Consider the following 16,451-nt stretch of genomic DNA (forward strand, 5'->3'; position numbering starts at 1 on the left):
CGGGCCATGAGGGGAGGTGTTGTCAGAGGTGGTTACGTCGTCCACGGCGTACTCCTGGGGTTGCGGGCGGGTGGCGTCGGTGTGCGGCGTCGCGGGGCGAGCGGCTGCGGCGGTCACCCGGCACCGCTGTCGTGTCAGGTGAAGGCGAGCTCGTAGAGGCCCGCCGCGCAGGCCCCGCCCGCCAGCGGCCCGACGACCGGAATCCAGGCGTAACTCCAGTCCGAGCCGCCCTTGTTGGGCATCGGGAGCAGGGCGTGCGCGATGCGCGGACCGAGGTCACGGGCGGGGTTGATGGCGTATCCGGTCGGCCCGCCGAGGGAGAGGCCGATACCGACCACCACGAAGGCGGTGATCAGGGCGCCCAGCGCGCCCAGGCCCTTGCCCTCGTCGTTCAGGCCCTGCGTGAGGACGGCCAGCACCAGGACGAAGGTGCCGATGATCTCGGTGGCGAGGTTCTGCCACACATTGCGGATCTGTGGTCCGGTGGAGAACACCCCGAGGACCGGCCCCGGACCTTCGACCGCGGCGGCGGGCCGCTGTCGCGCCTCGGTGACCAGTATCTCGTCGCGCAGGTGCGCGGAGAAGTGACCGTAGTAGGCGATCCACACCAGGACGGCGCCGAGGAAGGCGCCGAGGAACTGGCCCGCCAGGTAGACGGGGACATCGCTCCAGGCGCTGTCCTTGATCGCGATGCCGAGGGTGACCGCCGGGTTCAGGTGTGCCCCGGACAGTGGTGCGGCGATGTACACCGCGGTCATCACGGCGAAGCCCCAGCCGAAGGCGATGGCGACCCAGCCGGCGGCGTGGGCCTTGGACTGCTTCAGTACGACTGCGGCGACCACGCCACCGCCCAGCAGGATGAGGACGGCGGTACCGATGGTCTCGCCGAGGAAGATGTCGGAGCTGGACACGTTGAGTCCTCCGGTCTCGCACTACAGAGAGTGTCTCGGGCGTTGCCGCCGTGCGGTTAGCCGCGCAACCGCGTCGCGATGTCGGCGAGGTGCCGGCCCTGGTAGCGGGCCGCCTTGAGGGTCGGCTCGTCCGGTCCCTCGCCGCCGCTGCTCGGCCAGCTGGTGCCGTAGGGGTTGCCGCCTGCCTCGTACAGGAGCGGATCGGTGTAGCCGGGCGGCACGATGAGGCAACCCCAGTGGTAGAACACGTTGTTGAGCGCGAGGATGGTCGACTCCTGGCCGCCGTGCCGGTTCATCGCCGAGGTGAAGCTGGTGGCGGGCTTGTTGTGGAACACCCCGCTCTGCCAGATGCCGCCGGTGGTGTCGAGGAACTGCTTCAGCTGGGCGGCGACGTTGCCGAACCGGGTGGGGGTGCCGAACGCGTACGCCGTGGCCCACTCCAGATCCTCCAGAGTCGCCTCCGGCACCTGGCTTCGGGTGGCACTGACATGGGCCCGCCAGGCCGGGTTGGAGTCGATCGCGGTGTCCGGCGCGAGTTCCGCTACGCGCCGCAGGCGCACCTCCGCGCCCTGGGCGGCAGCACCGTCGGCTACCGCTGAGGCCAGTGCGTGCACGTTTCCCGTCGCACTGTAGTAAACGACTGCTACACGGACGCCCATGGGACGGCTCCTTCGCTTGTTCTCGCTGTTCGGTCGGTGGATGTGTGTAGGTGTGATCGTCCGGGGACCCGCACAACTCGTCGTGTCAGGAGGCGAGTCGAGGGTCAGGCGACCGTGACGCCGAGAGGGTGAGCAGCAACCGTGTGCGTTCCCACACGGTGACCGCCCGCCGAACCGGGATCCGCCAGGAGACGCCCCAGTCCGCCGGATCGAACTCGGTCGTCAGGGAAAGGCGCAGGCGTGCCCCCATGGCGTCGGAGCCGGCCTCGTCGAGCCGGAACGACGCCTGTACGGGGAGCTCCAGGTCCTTGATGAACAAGTGTCCGCGGGCACGGCGCCGAGCGGTTCCGCCACTGTTGCCGAAGTGTTCGAAGCGGCAACTCAGCATGGGGAACACGGCGGAGTCCAGGACATCGGGCCCGGTGAGGACACGGTCGCGGCGCGCTGTGGCGGAACGCAGGCTGCCGGTGTGCGCGCACACGTACACGCCGATCCCCCCGGACGCGGCCCCGTCGACGTGGATCCGACCGGCGAAGTCCGTGAACTCTCCCGGGCCTCCGCGGCTCCAGGGGAGCGGGGAGCGCAGTTCGACGCGGCTGTGCCGTCGGTCGATGTCGTAGCAGCCGGGTGGCGTGCGCGGCCCTGCCGTACGGACGAATGACTCTGGTTCTGTCAGTGGCATGAAACCCGGTTCCCTCCCGTGCCTCGGCACGCGCTCCTTCTCCGGAGACAGGGCCCGACCCGTCGGCGCGGCAGGCCACGCGTTCTCGGGAATTCGTCACCGGTTGTCCTGAAAGACCGGAGTCGGCTCGGTCGTGTGACAAGGTGTGGACGATCGACGACGCCGCATCTGTCACAGACAACCCTCGCGACCGGTCTGCATATGTGTTCCAGGAGCAGCAGAAAGTCGCGTCGGATAGAGGACAACGTGCGTGAGATCGTGATCGTCGGCGGTGGCTACGCCGGCTTCTACACGGCCCGGGGACTGGAGAAGAGACTGCGTCGGGGCGAGGCCCGGGTGACGGTGGTCGACCCACGCCCCTACATGACGTACCAGCCCTTCCTGCCGGAGGTGGTGGCGGGCTCCGTCGAGGCCCGGCACGCCGCGGTGTCCCTGCGCCGGCATCTGCGCCGCACCCGCGTGCTCGCCGGGGCGGTGACGACGATCAGCAGTGCCGACCGGACCCTCACCGTCCGGCCGGCGCGCGGGCCCGACTACCAACTGCGCTACGACATCCTGGTGGTCACCGCGGGCGCGGTCACCCGCGTCTTCCCCATCCCCGGCCTGGACGACCAGGCCTTCGGTCTCAAACACGTCGAGGAGGCCGTCGCCATCCGGGACCGGCTGCTCACCTCGTTCGACCGGGCGGCCTCACTGCCGCACGGACCTGAGCGCCAGAAGCTGCTCACGGTCACTTTCGTCGGCGGCGGATTCTCGGGGGTCGAAGGCTTCGGGGAGTTGCTCGCGCTGGCGACGGCGCTGCTCAAGCGCTATCCGGAGATCGGCTTCGAGGAGCTCTCCTTCCACCTGGTGGAGGCCCGCGACCGCATCCTCCCCGAGGTGAGCGACGCCCCCGGTGCCTGGGTGGTCCGCTCCCTGGAGCGCCGCGGTGCCCACGTTCACCTGAACACCCAGCTGGTGGCCGCGGAGGACGGTCACGTCGTGCTGTCCAGCGGGAAGGAGTTCGACTCGGGACTGATCGTGTGGGCGGCCGGCAACGCCTCCAACCCGGTCGTCCAACGCCACACCGACCTGCCGATCGACGAGCGGGGCCTGATCGTCGTACGGCCTGACCTCCGGGTCGGCACGGAGGCGGAGCCCGTCCCGGACGTGTGGGCCGCCGGCGACGACGCGGCCGTACCGGACCTGGCCGCCGCGCCGGGAGCGCGCACCGTGCCCAACGCGCAGCACGCGGTGCGCCAGGGCAGGCTCCTGGCGAAGAACATCGTCGCCTCCCTGTGCGGGCGGCGGACGAAGGACTACCTCCACCACAGCCTTGGCGTCGTGGCCACACTGGGGCTGGGCCGCGGCATCTTCCAGTACCGGCGCCTGGTGATCAAGGGCTTCCCGGCCTGGCTCATGCACCGTGGCTACCACGTGCTCGCCGTGCCGACATGGGAGCGGAAGACGCGCGTGCTGGCGGTCTGGACAACGGCCGCCCTCTACGGAAGGGACATCGTCTCGCTGGCCTCGGTGCAGCACCCTCGGGACGCGTTCGTCTCGCGGGGAAACCCTCGGGACGGCGAAGTGACCGCGGGCGCGCCGAGTTCGGGCCCGCGCCCGTGAGGTACGGCTGAGCAGCTGTCGGAGCCCCCGTCCCGAGCGGCAGGCGACGCCCTGCTGGTCGCCGCACGGGCAATCTGGAACGAGGTGAACGGACGGATGATCGACGACTTCGTGGGCCGGGAGGCGGAGCCGGCCCGGCTGTCGGTGATGGTGCGGGAGATCGAATCGCGCACCGGCGGTCAGCAGCCGGTCATAGTGGTGTCGGGCGCACCGGGCGTCGGCAAGACGACCTTCGCCCCGCGCGTCGCTCCACACGGTGTTACCCCTTGGGGCATCAGTGGCAAACAGTGTTCGTGTCGGGTCCGGTGCGCAGCGTATGGTTGTTGTCGGCAGCATTCCCGGCTACCGCGATGACGATGACGTGTCTAGCGATGTTCTGACTGCCGCTCCGGTAGACGTTTCCGTCACGAAGGAACCCACACTCATGCCTGCGATTCTGATCCATGGTGTTCCGGACACTCACCGTGTCTGGGACGGCGTTCGACAGCACCTGTCCCGCACCGATGTGGAGGCCTGGGATCTGCCCGGGTTCGGTGCCGCGCGTCCCGAAGGCTTCGGTTCCTCCAAGGACGAGTACGTCCAGTGGCTCATCGCGCGACTCGAGGAGATCGGTGAGCCGGTGGACCTGGTCGGTCACGACTGGGGGTGCATCCTCACCGCGCGCGTGGCCTCCCTGCGGCCCGATCTGATCCGCACCTGGGCGGGCGGCAACGGGCCGGTCAGCGCGGCGTACGTGTGGCATCCGCTCGCGAAGATCTGGCAGGACGCCGACCAGGGCGACGCGTTCATGGCGGGGCTCGACGTGCCGTCGCTCGTCGAACTGGTGCGGAGCTTCGACGTGGCCGAGGAGGCGGCGCGGGAGACGGCCCGTCACCTGGACGACGAGATGAAGGACAGCATCCTCAAGCTCTACCGTTCCGCCCTGACGGTGGGCGCCGAGTGGGAACCGGATCTGGCCAAGGTGACGGCACCGGGCCTGGTCTTCTGGGGCAAGCTCGACCCCGCCTGCCAGGTCGAGTTCGCGGACCGGCTGGGGGCCGCGATCAACGCCCGGGTTCTGCACCTCGACTGCAACCACTGGACCGTCCTCGATCGCCCCGCGGAGGTCGCGGCCGCCCTGGAAGAGCACTGGGCCGGCACCGGCAGCCACTGAGTCGCCCCCGGCGGCGTCGGTGCGGCGCTTTGGACGCCGCACCGACGCCACGGGCGAGACGTCGGCCGAGTCCTGTCCGGTGACGGACATCGCGTCACCGCAGGCGTCACACGCTCTGGCTGGACGATCGGACAAGCATGCCGGACGAGAGAGCATTCATTGTCCGCCCTCCTCTTCCTACCGTGGAGTCGCACGCTCGAAGAGACAGGAAGCACAACATGACCACATCCCGTGTGACCACACCGTTTCACTCTCACGCGACCACGCACGAGGTGATCGATGGTGTCGACCTCTCCGGACGGCGCGCCGTCGTCACCGGCGGGGCGTCGGGCATCGGTGTGGAGACCGTCCTCGCGCTGGCGGGCGCTGGCGCCGAGGTCACGGTGGCCGTTCGTGACACCGCCGCGGCCGAGGCGCTGCGGGCGGAATGGGCCGGGAAGAGTGCCCGGGGCGAGATCCGTGTGGAGGAGTTGGACCTGGCGGACCTCCGCTCGGTGGAAGCGTTCGGCAAGCGCTGGGACGGTCCTCTGGACATCCTGGTCGCGAACGCCGGGGTGATGGCCATCCCGACGCGCCAGGTCACCGAGGAGGGGTGGGAACTCCAGCTGGCGACCAACTTCCTCGGTCACTTCGCCCTCGCGACCCAGCTGCACGCGAACCTCGCCGCCTCCCGATCGGCTCGGCTGGTTGTGGTGAGCTCCGGCGCTCACCGCACCGCTCCGTTCGACTTCGAGGACCCCCAGTTCGAGAAGCGTCCCTACGACCGCTGGGCGGCCTACGGGCAGTCCAAGACCGCGGACGTCCTGCTCGCCGCCGGCGCCCGGCGCTGGGCCGGTGACGGCATCACCGCCAACGCGCTGAATCCCGGTTGGATCAGCACCAACCTTCAGCGCCACGTCGACGAAGAGACCATGCGGGCCATGGGTGCCATCGACGAGAACGGCGAGATCATCAAGACCTCCTATTACAAGACACCTGAGGAGGGTGCCGCCACTTCGGTGCTGCTGGCCGCGTCTCCGCTGCTGGAAGGGGGCACGGGCAGGTACTTCGAGGACAACCAGGAGGCCGAGGTGGTCACCGACGCGGACGAGACGCCGGGCGGCGTCGCCGCGCACGCGGTCGACCCGGAAGCCGCCGACCGGCTGTGGGACCTGGCGTCCGCGGCCCTGCCCTGATCGCCGACGGCGCGGTGAAGAGGGCGAAGTCGTCGACGAGCCGCCGTACAACGGCTACGGCGTCGGCGCGGGACGCGCACTGATCCCGCCCTTCTGTCTCCGCACCCCCGCGGGACATCCAAAGGCTGTGCGGCCCCGGCCCCCGCCCCCGTCGACGTGTGGACCACGTTCGCTGTCGGGGCGGGAGCTGGGGCCTCATGCAGCAGCGGCGCCCTCGTGCGCGACCGGCCGCGGCTCAGGCGGCGGCACGTCCCGCGAACTCCTTGGCCTTCGCGACCGCTTCCGCCAGGGCCCGGTCGCGGGACTCCTCGTACAGGGGCACCAGCTCGGCCATGGCGGGGTTGTCCGGAGCCATGGTCAGCTCGGGCACGATGAAGTGCACGTCCAGCTCGAGCATGTCGGCGAGTACCGCCTCGAGGTAGTTCTGGACGTACTCGTAGGGCTCCTTGGGGGTGCCGGGGGCGTAGGAGCCGCCACGGCTGGCCACCACGACGGTCGGTGTGCCCTTGGCCGAGGGAGCGGCACCGGCCGTCCGCCCGAAGAGGATGACGTTGTCCAGCCACGCCTTCAGCGTGGACGGGATCGAGTAGTTGTACATCGGCGCCCCGATCAGGACGGCGTCGGCCTGCTCCAGTTCCTCGATGAGCGCGGCCCGCGCCGCGAAGGCGGCCGCCTGATCGGTGCTGTGGTCCTGCGAGGGCAGGAAGCCGGCCGTGTGGGCGGCCGCGTCGATGTGCGGGACGGGCGTGCGGGACAGGTCGCGGTAGACGACCTCACCCCCAGGGTGCTGCTCCTGCCAGGCGTCGCGAAACGCCTTGGTCGCCGAGCGGGACGCGGAATCCTCTCCGGCGAAGATGGAGGAATCGATGTGCAGCAGCGTGGCCATCAGGGATGTCTCCGTATGCATCGGTCACCGAACAGCCGGCTCGGTGAGCGGTCGGTTGGATGAGAGGGAAAAGAGGGACGAGCGCGGGACCGGGAGGGCCGGCGCGCTCGCCCGCCGTGCGGCGACGAGGTCGTCGCCGCACAGGTCTTGGGGCATGGCCGGGCCGTCGGGCCGGCCGGAGGGGCACCCGTCAGGGGTGCAGGACCCCGTCGGGGTCGTAGCGCCGCCAGAGGTCGCGCACCCTGGTTCCGGTCGAGCCCGGGTAGGCACGGTCGCGGGTGACGTCGTCGGGGTGGCTCTCGAAGTTGACGTAGGCGCCGTCGGTATGCAGAGCGAGGGCCTGCCAGGCCCGGTCCAGGTCGGCCCGGTCGTCCGGCGGGAACATCGAGGCGACGACGAGCGTGCGCTGGTGGCGGTGGGAGTAGGCCGTCTCGTCCGGGCCGACGTCGTTGACCGCGCCGCCGAGCGAACGCAACTGCAGCAGGGCCGGTGTGGGGCCGGACGCGGTGGCCACGAGGGACTTGGCGGCGTCCTTCGTCATGCGTGTCAGCAGCCCGTTGGTGGTCACCGACGGCATGCCGCCGGTGTTGGGGTGCAGATGGGCCAGAGGAACGAGCCCTCGGTACGGCATGATGCGCGCGTCCTGGACGCTCACGTCGCCGATGCCGAGGAGCGGCTCGACCGAGGACCGCAGTAGGTCGGGATCCTCCGAGGCCACCACGGCGGTGATCAACGCGGCCGTGGCCGACGTCCCTCGCGGCACCAGGGTCACCGCGGTGGACAGCGTGCGCGGCGCGGCGGCCATCGTCCGCTCCCAGCGCAGGAGGGTCTCCCCGGCCGGGTCGACGGCGGCGGCCAGCTGGACGACGCCCACCGAACCGATCTCGGCCGCCTCGATCTCGAAGGCGACGGCGATGCCGGCTCCGGCGCCCGCTCCGCGCATCACCCAGAAGAGGTCGGGTTCGCGGTCGCGGTCGGCCCGTACGAACCTGCCGTCGGGCAGCACCACTTCCACCGCCCGGACATGGTCCACGGTGAGCCCGTAGTGCCGCACCAGCCAGCCGACGCCTCCGCCGGTGGCGATGCCGCCCACGCCTACGTTCCCGTGGTCGCCGGAGCTGATGGCGAGGCCGTGGGGTGCGAGGGCCTGGGCTACCTGCGCCCACCGGGCTCCGGGCCCGACCCGGACCAGGCGGGCGGTCCGGTCGAGCACCTCCACGCCGTTGAGGGCACTGAGGTCGATGACCATGCCGCCCTCGTTGGTGCTGCGGCCCGACAGCCCGTGTCCACCGCTGCGCACCGAGACGGCCATCCCCTCGCGGCGGGCCATCGCCAGGGCCTCCGCCACGTCGCCCGGGTTCTCGGGCAGGGCGACGAGGGCCGGTCGTCCCACTGTCGTGAACGTCGACCGCAGCCTGCCGTAGCGCTGGTCGTCGGGCGTGACCAGTTTGCCGGTGCGCCCGTCGGCCGCATCGAGGGTGACCGCGTTCACCGGGTGCCCCGCAGGCGCTGCACCTCGGCACGGACGGCGGGAACGACCTCACGGGCGAAACGCCGGGTCTGCTCCTCCGGGTCCGCCGCGGGCCAGAAGACGAAGGTGTCGAAGCCGAGTTCCACCGCCCATTCGCTGAGGGTCTCGGTCCACACGGAGACATCACCGACGAGTCCCTGGCCGCCACGACCGGCGCCGATGGAGCCGATCACGTTGTACACGCGCCGCAGCGAGCGCGGGTCGCGGCCCGCCGCCGTCGCCGCCTCGTCGACGAGGGCCTGACGCGAGGGGACTTCGCCGGGCGGCACGTAGATGTTCAGCGGCGAGATCCAGCCGTCTGCGGCCCGGCCGGCCAGCGACAGCATCTTCGGCTTCTGGGCGCCGAGGAGGATCTCCGTCGGCCACGGCGGTACGGGACCGGCCCGGTAGCCCTCGATGGTGTGGTACGGGCTGTGCAGCTGGACGGTGCTTCCGTGCAGCGCGCGTCGGATGAGGTCCACCGACTCCTCGGCGTACGCCACCATGTCGGCGCCGCGTCGTGCGGGGCCGCCCATCGAGGCGATGGCGTCGGGGATGCCGCCGCCCCCGACGCCGAGGCGGACGCGGCCTTCGGTGAGGACGCTCAGGGACGCCGCCGCCTTGGCGAGCATGATCGGCGGCCTCATCTGAAGATCGGCCACGTCGGTGAGGAAGGAGATCCGCCGGGTGACGGCGGCGAGGTGGGTGATCAGGGTCCACGCGTCCAGGTGACCGGGCACGTACGGGTGGTCCTGGACCGCGAGGTGCTCCAGACCGCTGTCGTCGGCGAGTTGGGCGAGCCGACGTGTGGTGCCGAGGGCGTCGGCAGCGGGGTCGAGGCTCACACCGAAGGAAAGGGTGCGTCCGTAATCGGTCATGTTCACAACGATGCGCCGGTTGCCGAACGGTGGCAAACATGGCGTGAGCGACTTACGAAAAGTAAGCGCCTTATGTTCGGCTGGGTTCGCGATGGCGGCTGCGGGCGGCCGCACTCGCGAGCCATTTCACGGCATCTATGATGAACAGTGGTTCTTTCACTGTCACACGTTCGAGGAGCTTGCGTGGACCCGCTGGAGGATGTGCTGGCTCTGCTGCGCACACGGGGACACGTGTCGTCCGGACTGACCGCCGGGGGCGACTGGGCGGTGCGCTTCCCTGCTCCTCGCGGGGTGAAGTTCAACGCCGTCGAGCGAGGCTCGTGCGAGCTGCTCGTGCCGGACGAGGACCTCTGCGTCGAACTCGGGGAAGGGGACTGCTTCCTGCTCACCCGGCCCCTTCCCTTCGTGCTCCGCGGAGGGCCGGACGTTCCCCCCGTGGACGCGAGCGAGGTGTTCGCCGACGCGGACGACGGCTTCGCGCGCACGGGGACGGGGGACGAAGTCGTTCTGATCGGCGGCGGTTTCACCTTCGGGGAGCGTGCCCGGGTGCTGCTGCTCGACGCACTGCCTGCGATCCTGCACGTGCCGGCCTCGGCTCCGCAGTCCGAGACCCTGCGCTGGGCCCTGGCACAGATCGCCCGGGAACTCTCCCACCGTCCGCCGGCGGCGACCTTGGTGGGGGAGCACCTGGCCGTCGTCATGCTCGTGCATGCCCTGCGCATCCACCTGGCGCAGACCACCCGGCACGCGCCGGGCTGGCTGGCGGGACTGGCGGACCCGATCGTCGGCCCCGCCTTGAGCGCGCTGCATGCCGCGCCGCACCGTCCCTGGACGGTCGCCGAGATCGCGGAGGTCAGCGGCGTGTCGCGCTCGACACTGGCGGAGCGTTTCAAGCGGTCCGTCGGCCTGTCCCCGCTCGACTACCTGAGACGCTGGCGCATCGAACTGGCCTCGCACCGCCTCCGGCACAGCACCGACACCCTCGCCGTCATCGCCCGCTCCGTGGGATACCGCTCCGAAAGCGCCCTGAGCACGGCGTTCAAGCAGGTGACAGGCGTGTCTCCGCGTGTCTACCGCAGCGGGGCGGCCGCCTGAGCCGCGAAGCGGACGAAGTGACGGGACCCGCGCTCATACGATCACTGCGGCGTGTCGTCCTCCCGGCCCCGTGTCCAACGGGCCAGCGGCTGCAAGGCCCGCACCAGGGCGATCCCGTCCGGTGAGAGGGTGTAGCGGACCTGTACCGGGGTGCTGGGAATGACCGAGCGATCGACGAGACCGGCCTCTCCGAGCTCTTTGAGGCGCAGCGCGAGCAACCGGTCGGAGATGCCGGAGATGGCGGCCCTGTACTCGCTGAACCGGGTGGCACCCTGCGCCGCCGCGGTCAGGATCGAACCCGTCCACCGCCGACCCACCAGCTCCAGTGCGGGACCGAACACCGGACAGGCGTCGTCGTGAATGGTCTGGGGCCCGGGTGCCGCCGGGCGCTCGGGACGATGTGTCGTCATCGCTCCTACAAAGTGCAGTACGGAAACAACCGTGTGAACCAATCGCTCCGCCACGTAGCCAGGGAGCGGCCACGGACATGATGGCAAACGCCTCCACCACGTGCGGCATTCCCTCCCAGGGCAGATCCGTTCGGCCGGGGGGGCCTGCGCCGCGCGTGACACGCGGACGGGGCCCGCGGCCCGAGAGGCCGCCACGACGACAGGGGCCGACGGTCCGGCGGCGCCCGGCCGAGATCAGCTGTCGGCGGTGCTGCGCTCGGCGTCCGCGGACGGGTGCGCGGCACCGTTCAGCGAGGCCAGCAGACGCAGGCGTTCCTCGGAGTCGCTGCCCGGTTCGGCGTGGTAGGTGACCAGGGTCTGACCGGGAGCGCCGGGCACCAGCAACTTCTCGTAGTGCAGCTCAAGGGGTCCCACTTGAGGGTGCCTGAGCAGGCTGGTACCGCTCGACTTGTGTTTGACGTCCTGCCGCGCCCACAGCTTGCGGAAGCGTTCACTGCGTATCGAGAGTTCACCCACGATCTCGACCAGGCGGGGTTCGTCGACGTCCGGGCCGGCGACGGAACGCAGATAGGGCACAACCCTGGCGGTCATCTCCTCCCAGTCCGCGTGCAACGACCGCAGCTCAGGCTCCAGGAAGGCCGCGATCACACTGTTGTGCCCCGGCGCGTTGAACGGTGACAGTGTTACGGCGAGGGGGTTGGCGGCGAGGATGTCCATGTACGCGCTGTGGACGTACGCCGGGGTCAGCGGCCAGGTGCCGATCAAAGTCCGGATGCCGTCACTGACCTTCTCGGGCGAGCCGGAGCGCCGTCGGCGGCGGCCGGGGGAGGCGGCCAGCTTCAGGAGGTAGGCCGTGGCGTCCTCGTCCAGTTGCAGTGCCTGCGCGATGCTGACCAGCACCTGCTCGGAGGGGTGCCGGTCACGCCCCTGTTCCAGGCGGACGTAGTAGTCGGAGCTGACGCCGGCGAGGAAGGCCACCTCTTCCCGGCGCAGGCCGGGAACGCGACGGTTGCCGGTGTCCGGGATGCCCACGGCCTCCGGCCGGACCAGTTCTCTGCGCACCCGCAGGTATGTGGCCAGCGGGCCGGGATCGTCGTTGGAGGTCATGCCCACCAGCGTACGGACGTGGGGCCCGCACTGGGTGGCCCTGACACTCCCAGGGTCGGGCAGACCTGGGCGTCCTGCATCGAATGGTGCACAGTGGTTTGCACGGAGCCCGCCGGAAACCAACAGTGTGAGCGGGCCATCCCACTGTTCTGACCAGACCCACTGAGGAACTTGCTCATGTCTGAACTGTTCAAGAGCCCCTTCGACCGTCACTCGACCGCCTCCCAGGTGATCGAGGGCGTCGACCTCCGGGGCAAGCGCGCCGTGATCACCGGCGCCACGTCGGGTATCGGAGTGGAGACCGCGCGGGCCCTGGCCGCCGCCGGTGCCGAGGTCACCCTCGCGGTCCGGCGCCCCGACGCCGGAGAGGTGGTCGCGGCCTCCCTGCGCGCCGCGACCGGCAACGACGCCATCGGCGTCGCCCGTGTGGACGTCGCGGAGCTGGACTCGGTGCAGGCGTTCACCGCCTCGTGGTCCGGCCCGCTGCACATCCTGGTCAACAACGCCGGGATCATGATGCTGCCCGAGCTGGAACGGGGCACCGGCGGACACGAGCAGCAGTTCGCCACCAACTACCTGGGGCACTTCGCCCTGGCCCTGGGCCTGCGCCCGGCCATGGCCGCCGCCGGGGGCGCACGCATGGTGACGGTGTCGTCCAGCGGGCATCTGTTCTCGCCGGTGGTCTTCGACGACCTCGACTACCGATTCCGCCCGTATGACGCACTGGGCGCCTACGGTCAGTCCAAGACCGCGGAGGTTCTCATGGCCGTCGAGGCCGACCGGCGCTGGTCCGGCGACGGCATCCGGTCGAACGCACTGCACCCGGGTGCGATCGCCACCAACCTCCAGCGGCACACCGGCGGTCTGAAGACGCCCGAGCCCTATCGCAAGACGATCGAGCAGGGCGCGGCCACCTCGGTGTTCCTGGCCGCCTCCCCGCTGGCCGAAGGAATCGGCGGTCGTTACTTCGAAGACGTCAACGAGGCCCCGACGGTCACCTCCCGCCCCACGGAACTGGGCGTCCCCGGTGTCGCCGCCTACGCACTCGACGCCGCGAACGCCCAGCGCCTGTGGGACATCACAGCCCCCCAGCTGGGCTGACCCCAGACCCCCTCGGACGGCACCCCGCAGCACACCACGACTCGACGAGAGAAGAGCACGCACATGAAGAGCATCAGCAAGGTCGGTTTCATCGGGCTCGGCGACCAGGGCGGCCCCATGGCCGAGGCCGTGGCCGAGCGAGGCTTCGAACTGCACGTCTGGGTACGCCGACCGGCGTCGCTGTCGGCGGTCGCGTCTGTGCCGCACGGGGTCCACGACTCGGTGGCGTCTGTCGCGGCCGCCACGGAGCTGATCGGCCTGTGTCTGCGCGACGACGACGACATATGGGACGTGCTCGACGGGCAGCGACTGTTGGAGAACACCGCCCCCGGCACGATCATCGTCAACCACGGCACGGGTGATCCGAGTGAGGCCGAGAGGATCGCCGCACACGTCGCGCAAGCGGGCGCCGTCTACCTCGATGCCCCGGTCAGTGGGGGCGGTCCAGGCGCCAGGGCACGCACCCTGACCACGTTTGCCGGCGGGACGCAGGAAGCCTTCCAGGCAGCGCGTCCGGTGTTCGAGGCGTTCAGCGACACTGTGCGGCTGATGGGCCCGGTGGGAAGCGGGCAGTTGACCAAGTTGTTCAACAACGCGCTGACCATTACCAACATGAAGAACGCGGAGGACGTCCTCGCGCTGGCCGCCGAAGTCGGCCTCGATCTGCCCTCGTTGATCGACACCATCGACGCGAGCAGCGGAGGGAGCGCGGCGCTGCGCTCGCTGGGGACGGACATCACTCCGGCACTCGCCGAACATCTTGAGCTGCTCATGCACAAGGACATCCGGCACTTCGCGGATGCCGTGCGGGAGCGCGGAGCGCGCCCCGACGAGGTCTTGGCACGAGGCGAAGCCGGGGCGTCCGGCCTGGTCGAAGCCGCCCGTCTCCTCGCCGGCGCCAGGGGCTGAATCACCTCGAAGCCTAGTTGGCCGCGCCGGGCGCGCCATGACGCGCGCGGCGTGGGAAGGGCTGCCCGCCCGGCGAGCTCGATCACTCCCGACAGCGGCCGACCGGACACACTAGTGGTTGGCCGGGCGTCACGAGCAGCCCGATGATGACGTTGCTTGCGCTGATCGATGCGGCTTCGAGTAGCGTTCCTTCGGGCGAGGCCGATGGTATGGCTTTCGTGCTGCCCGCGGTTGTGCAGCGAAGGCGTCCGGGCCAAGCGTAAATGCCTCGTGAGCCGCGGGATCCTCACCGAACCCCAAGCCGGCCTGTTCACCATGCGCCGACCCGCAAATTGAACCCGCGCGAAGGCTGACAGAACACCCGCTTGGAGTCACTCGCCATTCTTCCGGACTGCTAAACAACTTACGGGGTGCGACTTGACTGGTGGGTGAGGGTGTGCCAGCGGCGTTGGAATTCGGGGGTGTGTTGGGTGATGTAGGTGGGGGTGATGGGGCGGTTGTATTGGCCGGTGATGTGGTGGATGGCGCATTGGTGGGCGATGTCGGCGGCGGATGGTGTGTCGTGGTGTGTGCGGCGGGCTGCCCAGAGGTTGTAGATGCGCCAGTTGAGGAAGTGTCGGCGCAGGTTTGAGGGGCTGACGGGGTTGCCGCCTCGTCCGAGGAGCCCTTGGGCGGCGAGGTGGGTGGAGAGCTGGTCGGGGGTGGGTTCGGTGCCGTGTTGTGTCTGGTAGTTCATCCATTCGAGGTAGTAGCGGTCGGTCAGGGTCGGCTGGCTGTTTGTGGGTGGTGGGTGCGTCAAGTCGTTGACCTGGCCGCGCGGAGGCGGATCGTCTGGCGCCTCGGGCGCGACATGTGCGTAGTGAATCGGGCTCGGTTCTACGGGGGTTGGCGGTCTGGATTCGTGGTTCGCGCCGGTCCGCCGTGCTGGGGACGCGGTGTGGGGGTGCGGGGTGGGGTGGCTGCGGGTGGAGTGCGTGGCAATGGGCTTGTCCGGACCACTGCCGAGTCGCTGATGGTCCTCCGGCGTGGCGGTGGCGTCGGCTTCTGCGTGCAGGGCTGCAGGGCCGGAGGTGCTCGGGAGCGCAGACTCTTCGGTTCGGCGGTGGCGTGCCGGTGAGGCGTCGCTGAGGTCGGGGTCTTTTTCCAGACGGGTTTCACGTCGGGGCGCGGGCGCCGATGCCGGGGTGTCGGTTTGTTGGGTGTTAAGTGCCGTGTTTTCGTGGGTGACTTCGGTTGCGGGTCGTGCCCGATGGTTGAAGGGGTCGTGTGGCTCGGGTATGCGGGTGTGGCTGTGTGCTGGCTCCCACCAGGCCCAGTGTGTCGGTGTGGTTGGTGTACGGGAAGCGTTGCTGAACGCCTGGTGAGGGGTGTGCAGTTGTCGCGGGCCGGACCCCTGCCCGATGCCCTCGGCGGATGCACTCGAGGGACCTGTGCGGGTGGCTTGCGGCGATGAAGTGGCTCGGTTTGTAGTTTCGGGCTGTGTGTGGGCGTGCCCGTCATTGGTCTGTTGGCGTGGGCCGTCGGCTGCGGCTGCCTGGCTGGGGGCTGGTTGCGCGGCGGCTGGGTTGATGCGGCCAGGGGTTGGAGGTGCGCTTGGGGTGGTGTGGGGGAGGGGGATGCCGTAGCGGGTGAGGCGGAGGGGGATGAGGGCTTGGACGGGGGCTTTGTGTCGCCAGGTGCGTCCGTACCGGCTCCTCAATCGGGCCTGGTACAGCAGGCGTTGTTGCTCAAGGGTGAGGGCTTGGGTGTAGGAGCGTTGTTCCCACAGTTTCATGCGCCGCCACAGCAGAAACGTGGCCGCGGGGGCGAGCAGCCAGCGGGCGAGGCGGATGCTGTCCATGTGGGTGCCGGCGGTGATGTGGGCGATGCGGCCGGTGGCGTGGCGGGCGGCTTCGACGGTGGTGATGAACAGCAGGGGGGTGACGGCGTGCATGCCGGTGGCGAGGGGGTCGGGCCAGGCGCTGGCGGCGTTGAAGGCGATGGTCGCCGCGGTCAGGAGCCAGGCGGTGTGCCGTAGGAGAGGCAGGGGGATGCGGTGGTGGGTGAGGAGGAGGTCGAGGGCGAGCAGGACACAGATGCCGGCGTCGATGCCGATAGGGAACAGGTTGGCGAAGCCACCGAAGCCCTTGTCTGCGGCGAGGTCACGGACGGCGGTGTAGGAGCCCGCGAACCCGATGCCGGCGATGAGGATGGCGCCGCTGGCGATGGCAGTGACGAGGAGTCCGTGCACTGGGGGTGTCGCCCGCGTGGCCGAGCCGGTGGGCTTGGACGCGGCGGATGTCTGGGTGCCGTCGTTCCGCGGTCCGGGGGCCGCGTTCGGAGCAAGGGGTGTGGTGGCGTCGTGGGTGGGCGGCCGGGTGCGGGTGGTGT

General features: G+C 70.0%; 15 protein-coding genes. 6 read left to right on the forward strand and 9 right to left on the reverse strand.

Annotation, left to right across the window (positions count from 1 at the left end):
* Window positions 1-134: 134 nt before the first annotated feature.
* From IQ210_RS41395 to IQ210_RS41405, 3 genes are all read right to left on the reverse strand, one after another.
* Window positions 135-911: an MIP/aquaporin family protein gene (locus tag IQ210_RS41395; protein ID WP_194084413.1), complete on the reverse strand. Its 777-nt coding sequence runs from the start codon at window positions 909-911 to the stop codon at window positions 135-137.
* Between the two features lie 56 nt (window positions 912-967).
* On the reverse strand, window positions 968-1,570 hold the full coding sequence (gene wrbA, locus IQ210_RS41400; RefSeq protein ID WP_194084414.1) for an NAD(P)H:quinone oxidoreductase: 603 nt from the start codon (window positions 1,568-1,570) through the stop codon (window positions 968-970).
* Between the two features lie 85 nt (window positions 1,571-1,655).
* Window positions 1,656-2,252, reverse strand: coding sequence for a YceI family protein (locus IQ210_RS41405; protein WP_194084415.1), 597 nt, complete (start codon window positions 2,250-2,252; stop codon window positions 1,656-1,658).
* A gap of 246 nt (window positions 2,253-2,498) precedes the next feature.
* Here IQ210_RS41405 and IQ210_RS41410 point away from each other — a divergent pair, with 246 nt between their 5' ends.
* From IQ210_RS41410 to IQ210_RS41425, 3 genes are all read left to right on the forward strand, one after another.
* Complete coding sequence (locus tag IQ210_RS41410; protein ID WP_194084416.1) at window positions 2,499-3,857, forward strand: NAD(P)/FAD-dependent oxidoreductase; 1,359 nt, start codon at window positions 2,499-2,501, stop codon at window positions 3,855-3,857.
* A 424-nt stretch (window positions 3,858-4,281) separates the two neighbouring features.
* Window positions 4,282-5,010 (forward strand): alpha/beta fold hydrolase, encoded by a 729-nt coding sequence (locus IQ210_RS41420; RefSeq protein ID WP_194084418.1) that lies wholly within the window; start codon window positions 4,282-4,284, stop codon window positions 5,008-5,010.
* 218 nt (window positions 5,011-5,228) lie between these two features.
* On the forward strand, window positions 5,229-6,185 hold the full coding sequence (locus IQ210_RS41425; protein WP_194084419.1) for an SDR family NAD(P)-dependent oxidoreductase: 957 nt from the start codon (window positions 5,229-5,231) through the stop codon (window positions 6,183-6,185).
* Window positions 6,186-6,420: 235 nt separating this feature from the next.
* Here IQ210_RS41425 and IQ210_RS41430 read toward each other — a convergent pair whose 3' ends face one another.
* The 3 genes from IQ210_RS41430 to IQ210_RS41440 all read right to left on the reverse strand — a co-directional run bounded on the left by IQ210_RS41430 (window position 6,421) and on the right by IQ210_RS41440 (window position 9,459).
* Window positions 6,421-7,071 carry an FMN-dependent NADH-azoreductase gene (locus IQ210_RS41430; RefSeq protein WP_194084420.1) on the reverse strand — a complete coding sequence of 217 codons (651 nt, stop codon included), beginning with the start codon at window positions 7,069-7,071 and terminating at the stop codon, window positions 6,421-6,423.
* Window positions 7,072-7,261: 190 nt separating this feature from the next.
* Window positions 7,262-8,563, reverse strand: a complete 1,302-nt coding sequence (locus IQ210_RS41435; protein WP_194084421.1) for an FAD-binding oxidoreductase — start codon at window positions 8,561-8,563, stop codon at window positions 7,262-7,264.
* Complete coding sequence (locus IQ210_RS41440) at window positions 8,560-9,459, reverse strand: LLM class flavin-dependent oxidoreductase (RefSeq protein ID WP_194084422.1); 900 nt, start codon at window positions 9,457-9,459, stop codon at window positions 8,560-8,562. The genes IQ210_RS41435 and IQ210_RS41440 overlap by 4 nt, the downstream gene beginning before the upstream one ends.
* 183 nt (window positions 9,460-9,642) lie before the next feature.
* Here IQ210_RS41440 and IQ210_RS41445 point away from each other — a divergent pair, with 183 nt between their 5' ends.
* Complete coding sequence (locus tag IQ210_RS41445; protein WP_194084423.1) at window positions 9,643-10,554, forward strand: AraC family transcriptional regulator; 912 nt, start codon at window positions 9,643-9,645, stop codon at window positions 10,552-10,554.
* Window positions 10,555-10,595: 41 nt separating this feature from the next.
* Here the strand turns inward: IQ210_RS41445 and IQ210_RS41450 are convergent, their stop codons facing one another.
* Both IQ210_RS41450 and IQ210_RS41455 read right to left on the reverse strand, forming a co-directional pair.
* Complete coding sequence (locus IQ210_RS41450) at window positions 10,596-10,964, reverse strand: winged helix-turn-helix transcriptional regulator (protein ID WP_194084424.1); 369 nt, start codon at window positions 10,962-10,964, stop codon at window positions 10,596-10,598.
* A 234-nt stretch (window positions 10,965-11,198) separates the two neighbouring features.
* Window positions 11,199-12,071 carry a helix-turn-helix domain-containing protein gene (locus tag IQ210_RS41455; protein ID WP_194084425.1) on the reverse strand — a complete coding sequence of 291 codons (873 nt, stop codon included), beginning with the start codon at window positions 12,069-12,071 and terminating at the stop codon, window positions 11,199-11,201.
* 177 nt (window positions 12,072-12,248) lie between these two features.
* Here IQ210_RS41455 and IQ210_RS41460 point away from each other — a divergent pair, with 177 nt between their 5' ends.
* Together IQ210_RS41460 and IQ210_RS41465 are read left to right on the forward strand one after the other, a co-directional pair.
* Window positions 12,249-13,172 (forward strand): SDR family NAD(P)-dependent oxidoreductase, encoded by a 924-nt coding sequence (locus tag IQ210_RS41460; protein ID WP_194084426.1) that lies wholly within the window; start codon window positions 12,249-12,251, stop codon window positions 13,170-13,172.
* A gap of 63 nt (window positions 13,173-13,235) precedes the next feature.
* Window positions 13,236-14,081, forward strand: coding sequence for an NAD(P)-dependent oxidoreductase (locus tag IQ210_RS41465; RefSeq protein ID WP_194084427.1), 846 nt, complete (start codon window positions 13,236-13,238; stop codon window positions 14,079-14,081).
* Window positions 14,082-14,484: 403 nt separating this feature from the next.
* On the opposite strand, the gene IQ210_RS48375 is transcribed toward IQ210_RS41465, so the two are convergent.
* Window positions 14,485-16,311, reverse strand: a complete 1,827-nt coding sequence (locus IQ210_RS48375) for a DUF2637 domain-containing protein (RefSeq protein WP_322658071.1) — start codon at window positions 16,309-16,311, stop codon at window positions 14,485-14,487.
* Window positions 16,312-16,451: the final 140 nt, after the last annotated feature.

This window comes from Streptomyces justiciae, from assembly GCF_015163075.1.
Taxonomy (GTDB): domain Bacteria; phylum Actinomycetota; class Actinomycetes; order Streptomycetales; family Streptomycetaceae; genus Streptomyces; species Streptomyces justiciae.

Bases quoted from the DNA above. Each gene is read 5' to 3' on its own strand.
- wrbA (WP_194084414.1), bottom strand. From the start codon at position 1,570: ATGGGCGTCCGTGTAGCAGTCGTTTACTACAGTGCGACGGGAAACGTG.
- IQ210_RS41405 (WP_194084415.1), bottom strand. From the start codon at position 2,252: ATGCCACTGACAGAACCAGAGTCATTCGTCCGTACGGCAGGGCCGCGC.
- IQ210_RS41420 (WP_194084418.1), top strand. From the start codon at position 4,282: ATGCCTGCGATTCTGATCCATGGTGTTCCGGACACTCACCGTGTCTGG.
- IQ210_RS41425 (WP_194084419.1), top strand. From the start codon at position 5,229: ATGACCACATCCCGTGTGACCACACCGTTTCACTCTCACGCGACCACG.
- IQ210_RS41430 (WP_194084420.1), bottom strand. From the start codon at position 7,071: ATGGCCACGCTGCTGCACATCGATTCCTCCATCTTCGCCGGAGAGGAT.
- IQ210_RS41440 (WP_194084422.1), bottom strand. From the start codon at position 9,459: ATGACCGATTACGGACGCACCCTTTCCTTCGGTGTGAGCCTCGACCCC.
- IQ210_RS41450 (WP_194084424.1), bottom strand. From the start codon at position 10,964: ATGACGACACATCGTCCCGAGCGCCCGGCGGCACCCGGGCCCCAGACC.
- IQ210_RS41455 (WP_194084425.1), bottom strand. From the start codon at position 12,071: ATGACCTCCAACGACGATCCCGGCCCGCTGGCCACATACCTGCGGGTG.
- IQ210_RS41460 (WP_194084426.1), top strand. From the start codon at position 12,249: ATGTCTGAACTGTTCAAGAGCCCCTTCGACCGTCACTCGACCGCCTCC.
- IQ210_RS41465 (WP_194084427.1), top strand. From the start codon at position 13,236: ATGAAGAGCATCAGCAAGGTCGGTTTCATCGGGCTCGGCGACCAGGGC.